Annotated in this window: 20 protein-coding genes; 17 read left to right on the forward strand and 3 right to left on the reverse strand. The window is 56.5% G+C overall.

Annotated features, from left to right (window positions below; translation table 11 throughout):
• The first annotated feature begins 142 nt into the window (after positions 1–142).
• Both rsfS and rlmH read left to right on the forward strand, forming a co-directional pair.
• Positions 143–496, forward strand: coding sequence for a ribosome silencing factor (gene rsfS, locus J7399_RS08915; protein ID WP_247742844.1), 354 nt, complete (start codon positions 143–145; stop codon positions 494–496).
• Positions 497–549: 53 nt separating this feature from the next.
• Complete coding sequence (rlmH, locus tag J7399_RS08920) at positions 550–1026, forward strand: 23S rRNA (pseudouridine(1915)-N(3))-methyltransferase RlmH (RefSeq protein ID WP_209085425.1); 477 nt, start codon at positions 550–552, stop codon at positions 1024–1026.
• A gap of 118 nt (positions 1027–1144) precedes the next feature.
• On the opposite strand, the gene J7399_RS08925 is transcribed toward rlmH, so the two are convergent.
• Entirely contained in the window at positions 1145–1843 is a 699-nt protein-coding gene (locus J7399_RS08925) for a DUF599 domain-containing protein (RefSeq protein ID WP_209085428.1), read from the reverse strand.
• A gap of 84 nt (positions 1844–1927) precedes the next feature.
• On the opposite strand from J7399_RS08925, the gene J7399_RS08930 reads away from it, so the two are divergent.
• The 8 genes from J7399_RS08930 to J7399_RS08965 all read left to right on the forward strand — a co-directional run bounded on the left by J7399_RS08930 (position 1928) and on the right by J7399_RS08965 (position 9952).
• Complete coding sequence (locus tag J7399_RS08930; RefSeq protein WP_209085431.1) at positions 1928–3367, forward strand: FAD-linked oxidase C-terminal domain-containing protein; 1440 nt, start codon at positions 1928–1930, stop codon at positions 3365–3367.
• Between the two features lie 83 nt (positions 3368–3450).
• Entirely contained in the window at positions 3451–4587 is a 1137-nt protein-coding gene (locus J7399_RS08935; protein ID WP_209086078.1) for an FAD-binding protein, read from the forward strand.
• Complete coding sequence (locus tag J7399_RS08940) at positions 4584–4940, forward strand: CPCC family cysteine-rich protein (protein ID WP_209085433.1); 357 nt, start codon at positions 4584–4586, stop codon at positions 4938–4940. Before J7399_RS08935 ends, J7399_RS08940 begins: the two co-directional genes overlap by 4 nt.
• A 4-nt stretch (positions 4941–4944) precedes the next feature.
• Positions 4945–6267 (forward strand): glycolate oxidase subunit GlcF, encoded by a 1323-nt coding sequence (gene glcF, locus J7399_RS08945; RefSeq protein ID WP_209085436.1) that lies wholly within the window; start codon positions 4945–4947, stop codon positions 6265–6267.
• Positions 6268–6418: 151 nt separating this feature from the next.
• Complete coding sequence (locus J7399_RS08950) at positions 6419–7159, forward strand: trypsin-like serine protease (protein WP_348539449.1); 741 nt, start codon at positions 6419–6421, stop codon at positions 7157–7159.
• Between the two features lie 28 nt (positions 7160–7187).
• The gene (locus J7399_RS08955; protein WP_209085440.1) at positions 7188–8015 is read left to right on the forward strand and encodes a trypsin-like peptidase domain-containing protein; all 828 of its coding nucleotides are present in this window, start codon (positions 7188–7190) and stop codon (positions 8013–8015) included.
• Positions 8016–8134: 119 nt separating this feature from the next.
• Positions 8135–8608: an Hsp20 family protein gene (locus tag J7399_RS08960; protein WP_209085443.1), complete on the forward strand. Its 474-nt coding sequence runs from the start codon at positions 8135–8137 to the stop codon at positions 8606–8608.
• A 141-nt stretch (positions 8609–8749) separates the two neighbouring features.
• On the forward strand, positions 8750–9952 hold the full coding sequence (locus J7399_RS08965; protein ID WP_209085445.1) for an MFS transporter: 1203 nt from the start codon (positions 8750–8752) through the stop codon (positions 9950–9952).
• A gap of 53 nt (positions 9953–10005) precedes the next feature.
• Here J7399_RS08965 and J7399_RS08970 read toward each other — a convergent pair whose 3' ends face one another.
• Positions 10006–12192, reverse strand: coding sequence for an esterase-like activity of phytase family protein (locus J7399_RS08970; RefSeq protein WP_209085447.1), 2187 nt, complete (start codon positions 12190–12192; stop codon positions 10006–10008).
• 186 nt (positions 12193–12378) lie between these two features.
• Here J7399_RS08970 and J7399_RS08975 point away from each other — a divergent pair, with 186 nt between their 5' ends.
• Positions 12379–13158, forward strand: a complete 780-nt coding sequence (locus tag J7399_RS08975; RefSeq protein ID WP_209085449.1) for an alpha/beta hydrolase — start codon at positions 12379–12381, stop codon at positions 13156–13158.
• Here the strand turns inward: J7399_RS08975 and J7399_RS08980 are convergent.
• The gene (locus J7399_RS08980) at positions 13155–14126 is read right to left on the reverse strand and encodes a P1 family peptidase (protein ID WP_209085452.1); all 972 of its coding nucleotides are present in this window, start codon (positions 14124–14126) and stop codon (positions 13155–13157) included. The two genes, J7399_RS08975 and J7399_RS08980, sit on opposite strands and share 4 nt — an antisense overlap.
• A gap of 214 nt (positions 14127–14340) precedes the next feature.
• Here J7399_RS08980 and J7399_RS08985 point away from each other — a divergent pair, with 214 nt between their 5' ends.
• The 6 genes from J7399_RS08985 (at position 14341) to J7399_RS09010 (ending at position 21357) form a co-directional block, all read left to right on the forward strand.
• Positions 14341–15549: an aminopeptidase P family protein gene (locus tag J7399_RS08985; protein ID WP_209085455.1), complete on the forward strand. Its 1209-nt coding sequence runs from the start codon at positions 14341–14343 to the stop codon at positions 15547–15549.
• A gap of 271 nt (positions 15550–15820) precedes the next feature.
• Positions 15821–16897 (forward strand): hypothetical protein, encoded by a 1077-nt coding sequence (locus tag J7399_RS08990; protein ID WP_209085459.1) that lies wholly within the window; start codon positions 15821–15823, stop codon positions 16895–16897.
• 507 nt (positions 16898–17404) lie between these two features.
• Positions 17405–18526 (forward strand): hypothetical protein, encoded by a 1122-nt coding sequence (locus J7399_RS08995; RefSeq protein ID WP_209085461.1) that lies wholly within the window; start codon positions 17405–17407, stop codon positions 18524–18526.
• On the forward strand, positions 18526–18993 hold the full coding sequence (locus tag J7399_RS09000) for a hypothetical protein (RefSeq protein WP_209085463.1): 468 nt from the start codon (positions 18526–18528) through the stop codon (positions 18991–18993). Before J7399_RS08995 ends, J7399_RS09000 begins: the two co-directional genes overlap by 1 nt.
• Before the next feature lie 49 nt (positions 18994–19042).
• Entirely contained in the window at positions 19043–20980 is a 1938-nt protein-coding gene (locus J7399_RS09005; protein WP_209085465.1) for an ATP-binding protein, read from the forward strand.
• The gene (locus J7399_RS09010) at positions 20980–21357 is read left to right on the forward strand and encodes a hypothetical protein (RefSeq protein ID WP_209076699.1); all 378 of its coding nucleotides are present in this window, start codon (positions 20980–20982) and stop codon (positions 21355–21357) included. The genes J7399_RS09005 and J7399_RS09010 overlap by 1 nt, the downstream gene beginning before the upstream one ends.

A 21357-nucleotide genomic window follows, 5' to 3' on the forward strand; every position in this document is an offset into this window, starting at 1 on the left:
GCTTGCCTTTCGTTGAGAATGAGTCCAACCGGTGCTATCTTGAATTTACGCCCGGCACCGGGGCTTTGCGGTGCGTTGCAAGGAGGGCAGACTTCTGTCTTTGAACACTGACGTGGCAAATGCTGCTGATACCGGACCCGTTCTGACATCGGGCGCCTCGGGTGCGACAAGCGAGGATCTGCTTGCCCGCATTCTCACCTCTCTTAGCGAAGACAAAGCCGAAGACGTTGTGCAGATCGATCTGCGCGGCAAGACGTCGATTGGCGATTACATGGTGATCTGCTCCGGGCGCTCCTCGCGTCAGGTTGTGGCCCTCGCTGAGAAACTTGTCGAACGGCTCAAGCATGAGTTTGGCCGCAGCGCCAAAGTTGAAGGCAAGGATTCCGGTGACTGGGTGCTTGTGGATACCGGCGATGTGATCGTGCATATCTTCCGTCCGGAAGTGCGCGAATTCTATCAGCTGGAAAAAATGTGGGTGCCTGGCGGCTCCGCATAAGTCTGCGCGGCGTGTGCGCTTAGCGCTGCGTCGCCACAGCACAAGGCAGCGGCATGGCACTCAAAGTGCACATCTGCGCCGTGGGTCGGCTGCGGTCTGGCCCTGAGCGCGACCTTCTTGATGATTATCTGACACGGTTTGACCGCTCCGGACGCGCCCTTGGGCTTGGTCCGGTTACGGTGCATGAAGTTGAAGACCGCAAAGGCGGCGGGATCTCGACCGAAGCAGGGCTTCTTGAAGGTGTCATCCCCAAAGGGGCTGTGATCTGCGCGCTGGATGAGCGTGGCAAGCTGATGAGCAGCCCGGATTTTGCGAACATGCTCGGTGGCTGGCGCGATGATGGGCGGGGAGATCTGGCTTTTGTGATCGGCGGCGCGGATGGCATTGCTCCCGCGCTGCGCGCGCGCGCAGATGCCAAGCTCAGTTTTGGTAAAATGGTTTGGCCACATATGCTGGCGCGCGTGATGCTGAGTGAACAGCTCTACCGCGCTGCAAGCATTTTGGCCGGCGCACCTTATCATCGGGTCTGATGGGGCACGGCTTTGTGCGGTTTGTTCCGCTTTAAAAAGACCGACAATGCACACCCGCTATAACGTCGTGATACAGCCGCGATACCGACGTTATACCGACGGTGTTTTGGCGGGTTATTTAGCGGGGATCACGCAGCAGGGCGGCGCGGGACTGAGAGGCAAATTCACGCCGCCCCAGCACGATCACCGTAACGGAAATGCCAACAAGCAACATGATTGGGCCCAAAAGCCAGGCTGCGGAAGCCAATCCAAAATAGATGGCTCGAATCCCCCGGTTGAAGCTGCGCGCTGCTGTGATGTTCACATCCGCAGCCTTGTGGGCCCGAGACATCGCTGCGGGATGGTCTTTGTCATTTGGCACTGCCCCCATCAGTACAGAGCAATAGCCGAAGAGCCTGTGAGACCAGACAAATTTCAGGAATGCGTTGCCAACGAATAGCAGGACCAACATCAGTTTGATTTCCAGGACAGAGGTGGAATCAGCTTTCTGTGCCAGATCCTGTGTGAGGCCGGCAATTTGGTCAGTATTCCCGATCAAAGCCACCAAACCGCCAATGGCGATCATTGATGAAGAGGCAAAGAACGCCGTGCTCTGGCGCAGGTTACCCATGATCTGTGCATCAAAAATGCGGGCGCTTCGTTCCACATAATGAACCATCCATTCCCTTCGATAAAACGCCATCAATCGGGACACGGATGGTCTGTTTTTGGGCGGATTTTCAATAAGATGCGTGGTGGCGAGCCAAGTCAGAAGGCTCGCTGCAACAGCAATGAAATCGAGGGGTGAAAACTGGTTGGCGAGCTGTGTGAAAGTCATGTCTGTACAGTAGCGTCATCGCTTAGCTCTTGCCAGTCTGCAATATTGGTTATATTAATTTACCAATTATTGCGGAGGTCAGCCATGGACATGCCAACCCCTAACCCTGAGGTTCTTGCGAAGAAGGCGCGCATTGTTGCCCGGCTTCAGGAAGTGCTTCCGGCAGATGCTGTCATCTCTGATGAGGCTGAAACGCGGGCCTATGAGTGCGACGCGCTCACCGCCTATCGGTGCCCGCCGCTTGCTGCGGTTCTTCCTGCCTCCACGGAAGAAGTGGTGGCGGTTCTAAAGGTCTGTCACGAAGAAGATGTGCCAGTGGTGCCACGGGGCGCAGGCACCTCGCTTGCGGGTGGATCAATGCCAACCGCAGATTCGATTATTCTGGGCGTGGCCCGGATGACCGAAGTTCTTGAAACAGATTATGAAAATCGCTTCATCCGCGTGCAAACTGGCCGCACCAACCTGAGCGTTTCTGGTGCGGTGGAAGAGGACGGCTTCTTTTACGCACCAGATCCTTCCAGCCAACTGGCTTGCGCCATTGCGGGCAATATTGCGATGAATTCCGGCGGTGCCCATTGCCTGAAGTACGGCGTGACAACGAACAATTTGATGGGCGTCACCATGGTGACCATGGAGGGCGAGGTTGTCGAGATTGGAGGTGCCCATTTAGACGCTGGCGGCTTGGATCTGCTGGGTGTGATTTGCGGCAGTGAGGGTCAGCTTGGTGTCGTAACCGAAGCCACATTGCGTATTTTGCACAAGCCGGAAGGCGCAAGACCTGTCCTTATGGGATTTGATAGCAATGAGGTCGCAGGCCAATGCGTGAGCGACATTATCAAGTCGGGCATTCTGCCGGTGGCCATTGAGTTTATGGATCGCCCCTGTATCCGCGCCACAGAGGCATTTGCCGGAGCAGGCTATCCAGACTGTGAGGCGCTGCTGATTGTCGAGGTAGAAGGCTCCGATCAGGAAATCGAAGCCCAGCTTGAACGTATTCTGGCGATCGCCCGGACACATAATCCAGTGGAACTGCGCGAAAGTACAAGCGCGGAAGAGAGCGCGCGGATTTGGCTGGGGCGTAAGTCGGCCTTTGGGGCGATGGGGCAGATCAACGACTACATGTGCTTGGATGGCACCATTCCCGTGAGCCAACTTCCTTATGTGCTCCGCAGAATTGGGGAGCTGAGCAAAGACTACGGACTTGATGTGGGCAATGTGTTCCACGCCGGGGACGGGAACATGCACCCGCTCATTCTATTTGATGCCAACAAGCCGGGCGACCTAGAGAAATGTGAAGCCTTCGGGGCTGACATTTTGCGACTGTGTGTTGAAGTTGGGGGATGTCTCACAGGTGAGCATGGCGTGGGTATCGAGAAGCGCGATCTGATGGTGGATCAATATGCGCCGGAAGATCTGGATATCCAGATGGCTGTGAAAGATGTGTTTGACCCTAAGTGGCTTTTGAATCCCGCGAAGGTCTTTCCGTTGGCTGCGAGCGAGCCGCGTCGCATGGCGGCTGAATAATCTCAGGCAAATCAGGGGCTTTGCCCCTCTGCCACAGCCAGTTTTGGCTTCACCCCAGGATATTTTGGACCAGTAAGACTATGATGACACCTGCAAATGAAGCTGAATTGGCAGAGATGGTGGCGGGCGCGCAAACGGCGTTGCGCATACAGGGCGGGGGCACGCGCGCGATCGGTGCGCCAAGCGACGCGACAGTGTTGTCGACTTCCGCGCTTTCCGGCGTGACGCTTTATGAGCCGGGTGCGCTGACGATTGTTGCCGGAGCTGGAACGCCAATAGCGGAGATCGAAGCGACCTTGGCGGCGGAAGGGCAACGCTTGGCCTTTGAGCCGATGGACCATCGCGGCCTGTTGGGTACTAATGGTATTCCCACAATTGGAGGGGCGGTCGCCGCAAACGTGAGTGGCCCAAGGCGTATTCAGGCAGGTGCCTGTCGCGACAGCCTGTTGGGTGTGCGTTTTGTGGATGGGGCAGGGCGCGTCTTGAAGAATGGTGGTCGCGTGATGAAAAACGTCACTGGCTATGATTTGGTGAAGCTGATGGGGGGGAGCTGGGGGACTTTGGGTGTGCTCAGCGAAGTCAGCCTAAAGGTCCAAGCGGTGTCTGAAGCGGTCGGCTGTGTGCTGCTACATGGTTTGGATGATCACCAAGCGGTAAAGGCAATGAGCGCGGCGTTGGGCTCTCCTTACGATGTTAGCGGTGCGGCACATGCCCCTGTGGGTGTAGATGGCACACCTGTTACGATGATCCGCATCGAAGGGCTGGAAGCCTCTGTGGCCTATCGTGCCGAGAAACTGACGGCGCTGCTTGCGGATTTTGGCGCAGAAGTTGTTGTTGAGCGCGATGCGGAAAAAGTTTCTGCAGGTTGGTCCTGGGTGCGCGATGTGGCGCTGTTTCAGGGCGGAACCGGTGATGTGTGGCGCCTCTCTGTGAAACCCACTGACGGGCCGGGTGTCGTTGTAGCTATCAAGCAGAGTCAACCGGAGGCGCAGGTGCTTTACGATTGGGGCGGCGGTTTGATTTGGGTGCAAGTGTCCGAAGGTTCGGATGTGCGCGCAGCCGTTGGTCAAGGTCACGCCACACTGATCCGCGCGGCTGAGGCGACGCGCGCACGGGTGCCCGTGTTCCACCCCGAGTCTGCCGCATTGGCCAACTTGAGCGCGGGGCTTCGTAAAAAATTTGATCCCCGTGGGATCTTGAACCCAGGGCTGATGGGATGAGCACAAAAGGCAAGCGCAGGCAGGTTCGGCGTTGGAGGGCACGGCGAGCGGCACGTCCTGAGCCACATTTGCCTTGCAACTGCTGTGGCTGTCTCACCATACGGGAACGCGGCGGATACGAAATCTGTGGTGTGTGCTTTTGGGAAGACGATCCCGATCAAACACCAGAATTTGACGGTGGTGGCGCCAATAATCTGAGCTTGGAGGATGGGCGCAGGAACTACCGCAAAATCGGTGCCTGCGAGCCTCACTTGCTGCCCCATGTGCGTCCACCCCGCCCAGAAGAGCTTCCAGAAGAGCTCGAGAGCCATCCCTCCAACACAACGTGGCACACGCCAGAACGACCGGAATAGGCAAATGCAAACGACATTCACCGAAGACCAGCTTAAAGATCCTGGAACACAGCGGGCCAATGAAATTTTGCGCGCCTGCGTGCATTGTGGTTTCTGCACTGCGACTTGCCCGACTTATCAGGTGCTTGGCGATGAACTCGACAGCCCGCGCGGACGGATTTACCAGATCAAAGACATGCTGGAAAACGAGCGTGTGCCGGATGAAAAGACGGTCAAACATGTAGACCGCTGTCTGAGCTGCCTGGCATGTATGACCACCTGTCCCAGTGGCGTGCATTATATGCATCTGGTGGATCATGCCCGTGAGTATATCGAAAACAACTACAAGCGCCCCTTTAGTGACCGAGCCTTGCGCTGGATTCTTGCGCAAATCCTACCTTACCCGATGCGGTTCCGGCTGGCGCTGCTTGGGGCTAAATTGGGCCGCCCTTTCCGGTTTCTGATGCCGGATGCGCGCTTGCGTGCGATGCTGGATATGGCGCCCAAATCAATTCCGCCGGTTAGCCGGAATGACGATCCACAGAGCTTTGCTCCGATGGCTGACAAAAAGATGCGGGTCGCCCTTATGACGGGATGTGCGCAGAAGGCGCTGAACACCGATATCAATGATGCAACAATTCGTCTTCTGACGCGGCTGGGCTGCGAAGTTGTGGTGGCCGAGGGGGCGGGCTGTTGCGGTGCTCTGACCCATCACATGGGCAAAACCAAAGAAAGCCATGCGACTGCGGCCAAGAACATCAAAGCCTGGTGTGCGGAGATGGATGGCGAGGGGCTGGATGCGATTGTGATCAACACGTCTGGATGTGGCACGACGGTGAAGGACTATGGCCATATGTTCCGCAATGACGCGCTGGCGGCGGATGCTGTTCGCGTGAGTGGGATTGCGATGGATGTGTCTGAGGTATTGATGAAGCTCGATTTGCCACAAGGCGATGATAAGCAAACCGTGGTGGCCTATCATGCTGCATGTTCGCTGCAACATGGTCAGCAGATCAAAACCTTCCCCAAAGACCTGCTCAAAAAGGCGGGCTACACGGTTGTTGAGCCGGCGGATAGTCACTTGTGCTGTGGCTCGGCAGGCACTTACAACCTGATGCAGCCGGAGATCTCCGGAAAGTTGAAAGAGCGCAAAGTGCGGACGCTAGAGGCCAAAAATCCCGGTATTATCGCAGCGGGCAATATTGGGTGCATGATGCAAATTGGATCTGCGACCGAGGTGCCGATTGTGCATACGGTAGAGCTTTTGGACTGGGCAACCGGTGGTCCGCAGCCGCGCGCGCTCACCGAGCCGGGTAAACGTGCACCGGAGATTCCCATCCTGCGCTGATATCGCCATAATGCTCCGCAAACAGGGCATGTCATGCGCATGCCCTATTTCCGCCTTAGGTCATCGATATGGCTCAGGGGGAGTTTGTGGAGGCGGTATGATCGCGCGGTTCATTGCTTGTTTGTTTACTGTTTGTGTTGCGAGCTTTGCCGTGGCGCAAGACACGGGCTTGCGGCGTCTTGACACCGGCGAGGACAGTCGTGACTGGGGGGCGGTTGGCCGCCTGGAGATAGACGGTCGCGGGTTTTGCACCGGGGCATTAATCGCGCCGGGTTTGGTGCTGACCGCCGCACATTGCCTTTACTCAAAAGAGACAGGCGGCCGTCACGACGTGGGGCAGATCGAATTTCGCGCAGGTTGGCGCAATGGACGTGCCGAGGCGTATCGCAAGGTGAAGCGTGCCGTTGTGCATCCCAAATACCGTTACAGCGGTCAGACCGAGATCGAGGACGTGCAAAATGACCTCGCGCTTCTGGAACTGCATCATCCGATCCGAAATACCAAGATCACTCCGTTTGAGACGGCCGATACCCTTCGCAAAGGATCCCGGATCGGTGTGGTATCTTATGCGGTTGGGCGTGCTGAGGCACCATCATTTCAGGAGATGTGTCGGGTGATGGGCCGTCAGAAGGGTGTGTACGTACTGTCGTGCAACATCGATTTTGGCAGCAGCGGTGCGCCGGTTTTTGTTTTTGAAGACGGTGCGGTGCGGATTGCATCCGTCGTGGCCGCGAAAGCGGAGGTGCGTGGCACCAAAGTGGCGCTGGGGGCAGCGCTGGATCATAGCTTGGATGAGTTGTTTGCAGCGCAGATGGATGAGTCACCACAGGCGCGCAGCCTCACACCCTTGCAAGAAAGAAACGGCACGGGTGCGAAATTTGTGCGCCCGTAGATGATTGCCCCCAAAAAGCGAGTTTCTTATGCGTTTAACCTATCTGATGTGCTTGATTGCGAGCTTGCTGTCGGCGATGCCCGTATTTGCGGAAGAGCGATTGCAGCCATTGCGGACGCGCGGTGACTTGTTGGGCTGGGAAGCGATCGGACGGCTCGACATAAAAAACGGCGGTTATTGTTCGGGCGCATTGATTGCATCGGATCAAGTGCTGACCGCTGCGCATTGTGTTTTTGACGATGAGGGGCGACCACTCGCGGCAGACCAGATGACATTTCGTGCGGGATATGTGGACGGTGACGCGCTTGCGGAACGCCGTGTGAGCCGTGTGGTTGTTGATGCGAGGTATGAAGATGTCCCTGGAGGCAAAATCAGTACCAAAATGATACGTCATGATATCGCTCTGCTGCGTCTGTCTGCGCCGATCTCCACCTCAGAAGCCAATCCATTCGCCATTCACGTCGATCCGCAGGAAGGTGAGAAGGTTTCGATCTTGAGTTATGGGCGTGGGCGGAGCGAGTTCATTTCCTGGCAGCGTGATTGCGCCATTTTGGAGCGGGCGTGGGGGCTTCTCACTTTTGATTGCAACGTGACCTTCGGATCCTCGGGCGCGCCCGTTTTTGTGCGCTATGGCAATCGGGTGCGGATCCTTTCTTTGGTTTCCGCGGGAGATGATACTGCTGACGGTGAGAAAATGTCTTTCGGCATGGAGCTGCCAACGGCGGTCGCAGAGCTCAAACGCCGAATGCGCGTGGGTGATGCGCCGGTCGCCAAAGTCAGCAACGGCGCAAAGCGCATTCAGATCGGAAATCGCACTGGAACAGGTGCTAAATTTGTCCGCGCGGGTGGGGGTTGAAACGCTGAAAAGCCTCCCCAAATGAGATGTAACGAGGCGCCGATGATCGGGTCTCGTTTACACCGCCTGTCCGAATGGAAGGCACTTACATATTGTTGTCGCTCAATGGAGGATAACCCATGCGCACTTTTGATCTGGCTCCGCTGTACCGGTCGACCGTTGGCTTTGACCAATTGGCAAACATGATGGACCGTGTTCTGTCCAACGACGTCGCCCAGCCGAGCTACCCCCCGTACAACATCGAAAAAACCGCCGATGACGCTTATCGCATTTCGCTGGCAGTCGCCGGTTTTTCGGCTGACGACCTGAGCATTGAGGTCAAACAGAACGCTCTCATCGTGACCGCAAAAAAAGGCGAAGAGAGAAAAGAGAAAACCTATCTGCATCGTGGTATCGCGACCCGCGCGTTTGAACGTCGTTTCCATCTGGCAGACCACGTTCGGGTAACCGGCGCGAGCCATGAGGATGGAATGCTGCACATCGAACTGCAGCGTGAAATCCCAGAGGCCCTGAAGCCGCGCCGCATCGAGATTTCCACCGGTGCCCGAAAAGCCGTGGAGCAGGATGTGGTTGACGCCAAAGCTGTCAACTGACTGCTCAAAAACTGACAAACACTTTCTTCCCTTGTTGTTAGGCGCGCGTCTCAAATTGAGGCGCGCGTTTTTGCATGTTCGGTTGCAGTTCGCAGGTGAAGCGTCCACAGTCGCCGGGTTCTCTAAAGACTTGGTGGTTACGTGAACTTGGGCGCTCTGAAATCCGGAAATTTCCGCGCCTATGTGTTTGGCGCGGCCTTTGGGTTGCTTGCGATCTGGATGCAGCGGATCGTTATGAGCTGGCTGGCCTGGGACATGACGGGTTCGCCGAGTTTTGTCGGATTTGTCGCGCTTCTACTGTTCGCACCTGCGATTGTCTTGTCGCCGCTGGTGGGTGTCTGGGTGGATCGCGTCAACGTAAAGCGCGCAATGCTGATGGTGCAGGGGGGCAATATATTCCTGTGCGCGGCGCTTTGGGCGATTGTGGCTTTGGGGTGGATCACGCCGTTTCTGTTAGCTCTGTTTGCATTCTTGATTGGCGTGTTGATCGCGGCGAGCCATCCGGTTCGGATGGCAATGACACCGAGATTGGTGCGGCGAGAGCATGTGAGTTCGGTGGTCACGATTGTCGCGATCAACTTCAACATCGCGCGGATGGTAGGACCGGCTGTTGGTGGGGTGATGATTGCGCAGATAGGCGTGGCGCATACGCTGTTGCTGCAATGGCTTTTGTTTGTACCTTATCTGGTTGTCTTGTCCCGTCTGAGCCTGCGACCAAGGCGGGAAAGCGGCGGTGCGCAAGAGCCCTTCTTCAAAGCACTGGGCGCAGGGCTGCGTTATGTCTGGCAGGTTAAGGCAGTGCGCGAAGCGATGTTTGTTGCTGGTATGCTGGCACTGGTGGCACGCGGAGCGCTGGAGGTTTTGCCGCCTTTGGCTGATGGCGTGTTCGCGCGCGGCGCGGACGGGCTGGGCGCCTTGATGAGTGTCACCGGGCTTGGTGCCATTCTAGGCGGGTTTTCCAAGGCAGCTCTGCCACCGCAAGCGCCAGGTCGCCTACCGCTTCTGACCAGATTGGCAATCGTTCTAGGGCTGCTCCTAGTGGCTTTCCTTGGCCTAGCGCCGACTTGGGAAATAGCCTTGGCAGTGGCGGCAGGGATGTCCTATGTCACTACCTTGACCGCGATTTCCACACAGACGGCCATACAGCTAGATCTTGAAGATGACATGCGTGGGCGTGTGATGAGCCTGTGGGCGGTGATCGCTGCAGGTGGTGCTGCACTCGGTGCTGGAGGAGTGGGTGTTTTGGCGGATCTTATGGGATTTCAAAAAGCTCTGGTTTGGTGTGGAAGCCTGTCGGCGCTGAGCGTGGCGGGGTACCTGACGCTCGTCAGTATGAAAAAGTAAGCCCCGCCGCTTTTAAGCAACGGGGCTCTGCCTGTCTGACGGGGAGGATCAGATCAGTTGGCAGCCGGTTCGATGTTGCCAATGTTGAGGAACATGGTTTCGCCAGAATGATCGTCCACACCGTCGTTGTCGGTGGAGGCAAAAGCGGTGCCGTCTTCCAAAATGGCTAGGCCTTCGACTTTATCCAGAACGTAGCCTCCGGTGGAGGTCAGATCTGGAAGGAGGTCGCGCACCAGAGTTTTGGTGACTACAGGCAGCTCACCGCCAAGAGGGGCAGGCACCATTTCAGACGCAGGCACGCGGTAGATTTTCTTGGTCACGGCACGGTGGTCATGTTGGTTGTCACGCTCCACGATGTAGACCCAATCGCCATGTGCCACGATTTCTGACAGCCCAACCCAACCAGTCGCGGGTTCGGCTTTTGGATAATGCACCGCGCCCCACTCTTTGGTTTCCAGATTATAGGCCACCAGTTTCACGTGGTTTTTCGGGTCATCTTTCCACTCCCGCTGCACCGCCATCCAGAGCGTGTCGTCAACTTTGGTGATGCCTTCAAAGCCAAAACGCTTTTCCACCGCCATCAGTTCTGCAGGAAGGCCAATCTCGCCTTTGCGGTCTTTGATCTTACCTTCGGCGGACACATGATAGATCGCATGAGGGATCACGCGGTCGGTGCGGCCTTCGGAAGCCACGTAGAAGCCACCTTTGCCATCCAGCGTGATGCCTTCCATATCGATCTTCTGCGCTGGGCTGCCGTTCTGACGGTGTACGCGGATCACATCAATGATGCGGGCTGGCGTCTGGGTGGTGTCGATTTTGAAGATGGAGGGCTGAAAGCCGTAGAAGCTGTCATTCACGGCCCAGACGATGCCGTTTTTGTCAGCGACCATGCCTGAGAGCGCACCCCAACCGATCAACTCGTCTGCACCTTCAGAGGTGAGATGTGGATAGGTTGCTGGCGCGTCCTGATATTCAAACAGCATCACATGCGCACGTGCGCCGCCATCTTCGATCAGGTCTTTTTCGTTGGCAGAGACCAACAGGTTGCGCTCTGGGATCGCCACATAGCCTTCCGGGCCAACGCCGGAGGGCAGCAGCTGTTTGAGAACTGGTTCAGCTGGATTGGTGGCGTCATAGACACCGACAACAGAGGCGCGTTCCGCTCCAACAAACACATATGGCGTGCCGTTGAAGGTTGCGAAAGTCACACTCTCCGGCTCAACGCCTTTGCTGTCAGAGCGTTTGTCTGGGTAGTGGCCGATCTGGATGATGGCACGTTCAAAATCGGTGCCGCTTTCGTAAACAACGGTGCCGTCCTTGTGGAAAATCGTCCAGCCGCGGGAGCCGCCGTCCATGTCACCTTCGTTGGCTGTCGCGAAGTGATTGTCGTCAATCCACGCCACAGCGTCAGGCTCGCGCAGACGGCCCTCTTGGCTTTCGGTGAAGATCAGCGCACCACGCTCATCGGTCGCGTCAATGCCTTCAAGATCAACAGCTCCAGCGGAAAAATGGGAGATGACCTCGCCGTCTTTGGAGACAACCACCATGTGGTTGTTTTCTTGCAGGGTCACCACAGTTTCGCCAAGCGTGTTGATTGAGACGTATTCTGGCTCTGGATCTTCTGGAGAGACTTCAGCGAGGCCGGTCATGTCGACCATGCGCAGTGTGTCGCACGCCAGTGTACCGTCTTTCAATTCGACCATGGCCAGCATTCCGGCTGGCATTTGGCCTGTGCGGCCGTCGCCTAGGTCTTCGTCACGCTCGTTTTCTATAGCGACAGAGACAAAGCTTTGATCCGGTGCGATGGCGACGCTGTCGGGTTGCCCACCCAAATCACAAGAGGCTTTAACTGAGCCGTCTGCGATGTTGATGGCCTGAAGCACGCCGGATGGTTGCGTGTAGCTCTCGGAAGTGTTGACGCCAACAATGGCGAGCTCACCAAGCACGCCAACGGATGTTGGTTCGCCCTCCAGAGCCACATTGCCGAGCGGTTTGGGAGCGGCCGGATCAGCGATATCAATACGACCCAGAACGCCCAGTGGGCTGTCAGTGTATACAAGCGTCATGCCATCTGCAGTGGCGGCGATGATTTCCGGGGAAGTCTCGCGCTTGGTGTCTTCACCTTCAGCCATGTTTTTGACCACTGGGAAAGAGGCTATGCGATTGAAGTTCATTTCTGCGGCGGCGTGACCTGCAGTCAGTGCCAAGGCCGACGTCAAACAAAGGCTGCGCAGCAACATTTGGAGTCTCCGTGTTGGTTAACGGCTTGCAGGTCGCACCTCTATATGACGCGGTGGCAACAGATCTGTGACAGATATGCGAAAGCCTGTTTTGAAGGCCTCAGCTAAAAACTGGTTTGTGGAGGTGCGCCAGATCACGCAGAGTGGTGGCGAACTTGTGAATGATTTCGGGGGAGGGAGAGCGATATGGACTGGGATGATGCCTACGCCAATGCGGCTTATATCGAGGGGGCAGATGCCTATCCGCCACGTTGGTCTGAGGAGGCTGCCGCTTTCCGAGCGGAGATGGTGGCGGAAACTGACGTCGCTTATGGGGAAGGCGCGCGGCAGTGCTTCGATCTGATCCGGCCTGAGGGCTCACCTAAAGGGTTGTTTGTCTTTGTGCACGGCGGCTATTGGCTGCGGTTTGACAAAACTTTCTGGAGCCATTTTGCGCGCGCAGCCGTGGCACATGGCTGGGCCGTTGCGCTCCCATCCTATGACTTGGCACCAAATGTGCGGATTTCAGAGATCACAGCGCAAGTTGCACAGGCAGTGAGCCGAGCGGCTGAAATGATTGAAGGTCCGATCATTTTGGCGGGGCATTCGGCTGGCGGGCATCTGGTGGCGCGGATGACCTGTGAAGGTGTGCTTTCAGAGGCCGTAGCAAGTCGGATCACGCGTGTGGTGCCGATTTCACCGGTGTCTGACCTGCGTCCTTTGATGAAGACCGCAATGAATGCGGATTTGAAGCTGGACGCTGCGGAATGCGCTACGGAAAGCCCCGTGTTTGGAACACCGCGAGAAGGTATCGATGTGACTGTCTGGGTCGGTGCGGATGAACGGCCTGTGTTTCTAGATCAAGCACGCTGGCTGGCAGAGGCTTGGGGCTGCGATCTGTTTGTTGCCGGTGGCAAGCACCACTTTGATGTCATCGACGCCTTGGCAGACCCCGAAAGTGATTTTGCGCAGATGGTGTTTCGCTAGGGTCTAAAGCAGGGCACCGTATCACCCTCGGCGGGACGCGCATGCCAGACCCCTCGCGCAATTGCGCGGGCTAGGCAAGTGGCTGCGGTATGGCCGAGCCAAAGGGTGTCGGTAACTTCTGCTTCGAGCGGCTTCGCATTTGTGCTGACGCCAAAAATCAGATCCCCGTCCATTGGGGTATGCGAAGGCACCAAGGCGCGGGCCATTCCATCGTGCGCAGCTGTGGCCATGCGTGTGCATTGTGCTTGGGTGAGGTCCGCGTCGGTCGCGACAATGGCAATGGTGGTGTTGTGGCTGGAAAGCTTGGTGTTTGGCAAGGTGGAGGGAGAAGTGGAGACCAGACCCAAATTGCCAAACTCGCTGCCGATTTCCCAAGGGGACGCCCAGAAGTGTTGGCCGTCTGGAGATGCATCGCCAAGCGCGTTAACAGCCACCAGCGCACCCACTGTGTGCCCGGACGGCAAGACCATCGATGCAGATCCCAGACCGCCTTTGTTGCTGGCCAGGGTGGCTCCGGTCCCGGCCCCCCAGGAGCCCATTGCGAAGTTTTCGGCCGCTGCGGCGAGCGCCTCCGCACCGAGGCGTTTATAGGGATTTTCGGTCCAGTTTTTGTCCCCACCGTTGAGCAGGTCAAAAAGAATGGCGCCCGGTACAATGGGGACGTTCTGATCGCCAACGGCAAAGCCACGTCCGGCGGACCTCAGGGCATCCGCTACGCCGGATGATGCATCCAAACCAAAGGCCGAACCTCCCGAAAGAGTCAGTGCATCAACTTTCTGAACGGTTTTGTCAGGCGCGAGTAGGTCGGTTTCGCGCGTGCCCGGTGCGCCACCCATCACGCTGACGCCGCAGGTGAAGGGCGCATCGCCAACCAACACAGTGGTGCCGGTCTTGATCACTGCATCCTGCGCATTGCCGACACAAAGCCCAGCCACATCGGTGATCAAATTTCTGGCTTCTGTTTGCATCTGCGCTCTCCTCTTTGCGTTCACAGTAGGCGCCTCGAATTTGGGCGCAAGAGTCTCAGCGCGCGCTAGGCGTCGGATTTTTGTTGCGTTCGGCGGGCTTCCTTTGGCATGACTTTTCGCAGGCATTGGCGATGGCGTCGCCACATTCTGCGTGAGGAATGCGCCAAACTCTTTACAGTCCTGAACGCCGGGACCTCTTTGATCGGAGGTCAACATGACATCACGTCCTGAATTTTATCGGTTTCATAATGGCGAGAAAGCGCCGTTGCAGTTCGCGGAGGCCGAATATGAGGCCCGCGTGGCTGGTCTGCGCGTGATTATGGTGGAGGCTGGCGTAAATGCCGCGGTTTTCACCTCTATGCACAATGTTTCCTACTACTCGGGCTTCACCTATTGCGCATTCGGGCGACCATATGCCGTGGTGGTGACACCGACAGACTGTGTGACGATTTCGGCGGGTATCGATGCGGGCCAGCCATGGCGGCGCTGCTACGGTGACAATATCACCTACACTGACTGGCAGCGGGACAACTACTGGCGGGCGATCCGTTCGATCACTGGCGAGAGCGCAGTGATTGGTTATGAGGGGGATCACCTGAGCCTGCTGCAGCAAAACAAGCTGAACAGTTTTCTTAAACCAAATAGCACAGTCGACCTTTACGAACAAACCATGCGGCAGCGTATGCACAAGAGTGCCGCAGAAATCGAGCTGATCCGCGCGGGCGCTGCGGTTGCGGATGTGGGCGGGTATGCCATTCGTGATGCTGTGAAGGCCGGCGCGCGCGAAATCGATGTTGCCATGGCTGGACGAAACGCAATGGAGCTTGAGATCGCCAAACGCTTCCCTGGAGCTGAGTATCGGGACACTTGGGTGTGGTTTCAGTCGGGCATCAACACAGATGGCGCACATAACCCTGTGACGGCGCGTGTTCTTGAGCGTGGCGATATCCTGTCGCTCAACACTTTCCCGATGATCTCCGGCTATTACACAGCGCTGGAGCGCACGATGTTTGTGGAAGAGGTCGACCCGGCCAGCCTTGCGATCTGGGAAGCCAATGTCGGCGCGCATGAACTGGGTATTTCTCTGCTAAAACCGGGGGCAAGCTGTGCCGAGGTGACCGAGCAGATCAATGCCTTTTTTGCGGAGCGCGATTTGCTGCAATATCGCACCTTTGGCTATGGCCACAGCTTTGGCGTTTTGAGCCATTACTATGGGCGCGAAGCCGGTTTGGAATTGCGTGAGGACATCGACACTGTGCTGGAGCCGGGTATGGTGATCTCCATGGAGCCGATGCTGACGATTGCCGACGGGCAACCCGGCGCTGGCGGGTATCGCGAGCACGATATCCTGGTGATCACCGAAGATGGCAACGAGAACATCACGGGCTTTCCTTACGGGCCTGAGTTCAACGTGGTTGGATAATCGTTATGTCGCGCCCTGTTGGGCGCGGCAAACCTGATGATCTTTGACGTATGCTTGCCGTTAGGATCGTTGCTGCGGGTGCTTTGATGTACCTGAAACTCTAAGCTGAGCTCTAAATTCAATCGCCTTATGGCGGTATCAATCCCTCTCTCCTCTTTTCTTTGGCGTGCACATTTGCAACAGTTTGCTCGAATTGACTGCAGAGGCGATGTAAATGGGCGTAACATTCCCCATATGCGCTTCAAGATATTAGAAAATAAGGGGGTGTTTGATGGCAAATTTTGAAACTCAAGTGCGCGAATCTCAGGCGCAGGTTGCGGCGGCACAGAGCAAGATTGCGGATTTGACTGGCCGCATTGATGCGGCACGTGAAAAGATGAAAACCGGCAACGATGTTGCGATTGATATTGAGAACGCGACGCTGGACGACGTGCATGCCCATACCGAAGTGATGAACGCCAATATCGCTGAGCTGATCATGGGCCTTGATGATGTGACGGCGGCGTTTTCCAAAGACTTTGACCAGATGCGGGACAAAACCGGCTGGGAGAGTTTTGTCGGCATCTTTAGCCGCGGCAAATCAGAATCGATGCGGGCAGAGCGTATCAAGACCGCCAATATTGACGATAAGCTGCAGGATCTGATTGCAAAATCCGATGTAATCACCAAGCTACTAGAAAGTCAGCTGGCCGTGCTGGAAGAGCAGAAGGTGAAGGTTGAGGACAATCTCACCGAGACGCTGGATGAACGTGAATTCACTGTAGGTGAATTGGAAAATCTGCGCGCGGAGATCCTTGGCATGGATCCTGAGATCATTGCGCTGGAGAACAAGATTGCGGTTGAGCAGGACGCCGCCGCGCGTACGAAGTTTGAGACCGAGCTGGCAGATCTGAACAAAGCCTACAATGAGCTGGTTCAGCAAGAGCAGGTAAAACTGGCCAAAAGCCAGACACTGGAGCGCTATATCGAGAAAGGCAAAACCTGGGTCGACAGTCTGCAAAATCAGGCTGCGACGCAGATGGTGCTGATCAATAAGCTGCAGACGGACACAAAGCAACGTGTGGTGCTTTACGATGCGCTGACCAAGTCTTTGAAGACCGCGCAGCAGCAGGACATCGCGCACCGCATCAACGAGATTGGCGTGGAAACCGACAAAGAAGCGCAGGCGTCGATGGCGGCGATTGGCACCGCCACGAACCAGCGCATGGCGGATATGATGGAAGCCCATGAGGAGCATATGGTTTTTGCCCGTGATGTTCTGGCGGCCAAAGCCAAGGCGGATGAACGCTTTGCCCGGAGGTTCCAGAAGATCGTCGAGAAGCACGACAAGAATTTGTATGGGGCATGAGTTTCGGCGCGCAACTTTCTATCACTGCAGTGATTGGTCTCTTGAGTGCCGCTGGCGCATTTGCGCTCACTCAATTGAGTATCGAACCGTCATCGTTTCCGATGTTTTTTGAAGTTGAGGAGACAAGGACTATAGCGTTTTTTATCCTCCTGACGCTGTCGGGAGTGACTCTATTTTTGGGAGTATTCGTAAGATGGGGCGTGCGGGCCTTTGTTCAATTCGAACTTTTGCCGCATCGTCGAAACATGAAAGTTAAGCTGTCCTACAGTGATCCTTCCTTCTTTCAATATAGTTTGGTGGAACCTCCATTCGCTCCGGCTTGGCAATGGTTTTTACACGTCGATGCAAACGGTAGGACACGCCACTGAGGTTGGCGCGAATAGAAGTGGATGGAACAATGTTTGCCTACTTAAATCCGCGTACGCCTTCGGAAAGATGGTCCGCCTGCCACGAATCGAACTCTGAGTTGGTCACGATCCGTGACACAGGGTGTCTCGGAGAAGAAAAATGAACGACACAACCAAAGAGCAAAACGCCCTGATGGATACCCGCGAATCTCGTCGCTACTTTCAGAAGTTTGCGCGGATCATGGAGCATTTGACGCAGGTGGCTGCGACACGTGAGGCGGAGGGGGAGATGCGCGCCGATGAGGTGAAAATCCTCACTCGTTATCTGGCCACGATTGGCTACACGTTCAAAGCGCTGAGCATGAAGTATCTGCTGGTGGGGCGTCAGACCGGGCAGTTCTTTGGCAGCCTCGCGATGGATGCTGTGGAAAGCGGCTTTCCGATGTTCAATGAGCTCTTGGTGATGGCCAACGATGCCCAGCAGGCAGAAAGCCATCTGCGCAATATGCCGGATGCGGAGACGCTGAAGAACGACATGCTGCGCACCATTATTGGCGATCAGGAGATCCCAACGAAGCTGCAATTCGCGCTGAGCCAGCGGCTCTATTATGAGGAGTTGCTCAAGGGAGAGCTGTTCTGGGCGCAGAACCACCCTGAGGTGCTGTGGCTGGGCAATCTCTCTGAGCGGCGGCGCAAGTTTCTGCTGCATTGGGCGGTCTATGACAGTCAGGTCAATCTGCCGACGATCTACCTCATGGAGCTAGAGGACACAGGCAAGCGGGCCTTGCCCAAGGATGAGAGACGCTGGCCAGAGGTGCAGGCGCATCTGATGGCGCAGGCGGTGGCGGGGTTGAAACTGGTGACCATTGCCAAGGGATTTGATGAGAGTTTTGACGATCTGCACCCCAAGCGGTTGCAGCGTCTGCATGTGGGGCCGATGTATTCCAGCGCTTTCACGCGGCAAAGCGGGCCTATCCGCGATGTGCTTGAGGCGGCGCGGGCACCGGAAGGGGAAGACTGGGCCTTGGCCTGGACCACTGAGGAGTTGCTGAGCGAAGATGTAAAGTCAGAGCGCTCGGGCTGGTTTGGCACCGTGGAACGTCAGATATTTGCGCTCGATCCTTTTGCCGGGCGTGGGGCAGACACTGGCGCCACTCGGATGGAGCGTTCAATTGTGCTGCCACAGCGGCCTTTTCAAGCGCTGGAAGAGCTGAACCCGCCGGGATTTGGCAGCGTGAACAAATATGTGGTGAGCCCGCAGGGGCGGGTGCTCAGATATTGATGAAAGGGGTCTCCATCTTCTTGTTAGTGGTCGCTGTGTTTTGCACGTCTGTGTTCTTTCGAGCGGAAGACTGGGGAGAGCGTAAGGACCTTCAACAAGCTTTGGAAGTTTCAGAAAGCTTGTCGGAGTTTAAAGCTTGGGCAGGTAGCGCTGGTTTTTTTCCAAATGCATGCGGTTATGATGAAATTTCAGGTGTTTGGGCGTTGCCATGTGGGTTGGTGCCAAAAGAGTGGATGTTGCGGGAAGGCGACGACGTTCATTGTGTTACCAAACCTTTGAATGGACTCGGCGACTTGGCTGATGAGTTTCTGGCGGCTTTCATCTTGGCCGATCAGACCGAAGTGCTTGAGTACGCCATCGCTCATGTTGATCAGCGCTGGCCAGCAGGGACTTGGGATGGGCTGTTGTTGCGGGAAGACTTTGGCGAGAAGCGTTGGTGCGAGTTTAAGCCAGCGGGTGACGCCTGAAGTTTGTCGTCTGTGATAGTTAGAAAAATATGCTTAAGGTAGAATTGAAATGAGCCTGACAAGTGACCAGATGGAGCTGCGCGAAGAGGATATTCGCAAGCACTATGAAGCCGCGGCGCAGATGCTTGCAGGCTTTGACCACACGCCGCGCATTGCCAGAGGCAAAGATGTTGCCCCGGCGGCGGAACGGTCCAGTGGGATTGGCACACGCCGGCGGTTTCGCTCTACCACGCCCGGTTTGGTCACGCGTTCAACCGCGCGGCCTGAAGGGGTGCATCTGGTGGAGCGTATCGAGGGTGCAGGCGTGGAAGACCCGCTGGTGTCGCCGGTGCAGGCCAATGTGTTGCATGGTTTGCGGCGGGCGCTGGCGATTGCCTTGGCGGTTGGAGAGACTTTTTCTGAGGCGGCGGGTCTGGCCGATCTGAAACGGGACAACCTGGCAGGCAGTCTGAGTGCGGACAAGAAAACGGCGTTCTCTGCGCTTTTGGCAGCGGAAGCGCTGGCCGTGAGCTATGTGTTTGCCAATGCCACATCCTTCCTGCTCGCGCCCCATCTCGCAGAAACGCAGGTTGAGGTGGGTGAGGTCGAAGAGATCCTGACAGACAACGCGCAGTTGGCTCTGCATGGCACGCTTTGGGAGCTGGATCAGGATATCGCTGCACTGGTGAGCAGCGAGGATCGTCTGGTTGCCTGTGTCTGTGCGTTTGCGGAACAGTTGATGGAGAAACTGGCCTTGCGCGCCCAAAATGCGCCGCGTCTGGAAGCTTTTGTGGGCGCGCGGTGGAAGGTGGAAGCCGATGATCTGACCATCGACGGTTTCACGCCAGCATGCGCGGCCAAAAGCACCACGCTGACCATGAGTTTCAAAAAGCCCAACGAAGTTGTGGGCAACCATATTGCCAAATATCAGGCGATGAAGCTCGCCAAGATGCTGATGGCCTATGATTTTGAGCGGCGCATGAATCCCTTTGCCGAAATGGGCGGGTTCATCTTCACCTTCATGGGCGATGGCGCGCCGGGGACAGGCAAAACCACGCTCATTCAGATGATGGCGGGGATGATCCACGATTATTGTCAGGTGGCGGGTTATGCCTTCCGCTATCAGAATTTTGGCATCGACAACATCGACAGCTATCAGGGCAAATCCGGCCAGAATGCCAAATCCTTTGTGTCCAATGTGCTGGACCCGCAGGTGATTGGCTTTGGCACGATTGATGACATTGACCAGATCGCGGGCAAACGCGGAGACCGGCAGAGCTCGGCCGGGCAACAGGAGGTCACAGCTGTCTTTATGGAGGCCTTTGCCGGTGCCAATACGGTGGTGCGCGGCAACTGTACCTTCGGGATGTTTTCCAATTACCCCGAAAACGTGGATGACGCGCTGCGCCAGCGGGCTGGGGCGCGGTTTCTGGTGGATGGGCCGCAGACGCGGGAGGATTACATCGACATCCTCGCGCTGCTGATGGGCAAAAACCACGACATTGCGCTGGGCGATCACGATTTGTTTGAAGCGCAGGCCATTCAGAAAGCGGTGGCCGCCAGTTTTAAAGGCCACAATCGACCCCATGAGGAAGGGCTGCTCAAAGTGTTTGAGCGTGTTCAGGGGCAAGTCGGTGATCTGGATACGATTGCCAAGATGGGCACCTATCTGAAGGCCATTCAAGAGGCAGACCCACGCTTTACGGGCCGAGCCATTAAGAACATCACCGATGCGGTGAAAGTGCGGGCGATGGATTTTGAACTGCCCGACGAATGGATGGAGCAGCCAGATCTTTTCCTGACCAAGGACTACGACACCAAAAAGGCGATGATCGCGGAGCTGCGTGTTCCGATCACCACCGAGATGGTGGTGCAGGAGATCAACCGTTATGCCGATAGCGAGTTCCGCTATGCCGATAAGTCCGACGAGGCCGCGATAGAGGCCATGGTGCGCGACATGGGCCGCACTGAGGCGGCGAAACAGCGCTATCTGAAAGGCAAAACCTGATGTTCGTGATTGATACCATTGGGTTTTGGAACACTTTGGTGCCATTGGCCGTGTTGGGGTTACTGGCCGTACTGTTGCCGCGGGTTCTGGTGGATCGCGAAACGCGCTCACATGGCAAGCTGCTGCATGGCATCGCGCTGACAGCGGCATTTCTGGTGGCAATCGGTTTCATGATCTCCATCGCCGTCACCCAGATGCGCGGGTTTGAGGCCGTGGGGCATTTTGAGATTGATCCGCTGGGCGCAGTCTGGGTGCATCTGCGGCTGTCGCTGATGACAGCAATCGTTTGGGGACCGGTTCTGGGGCTGGTGTGGTTTGGTTTAGCGCAAGGCGTTGAGGCGCGTCGCGGTCAGGATATTGCGAAGGGGGATTGGTGA

Origin of the sequence: Shimia sp. R9_1, from assembly GCF_017743775.1 — a bacterium.
Classification (GTDB): Bacteria; Pseudomonadota; Alphaproteobacteria; order Rhodobacterales; family Rhodobacteraceae; genus Shimia.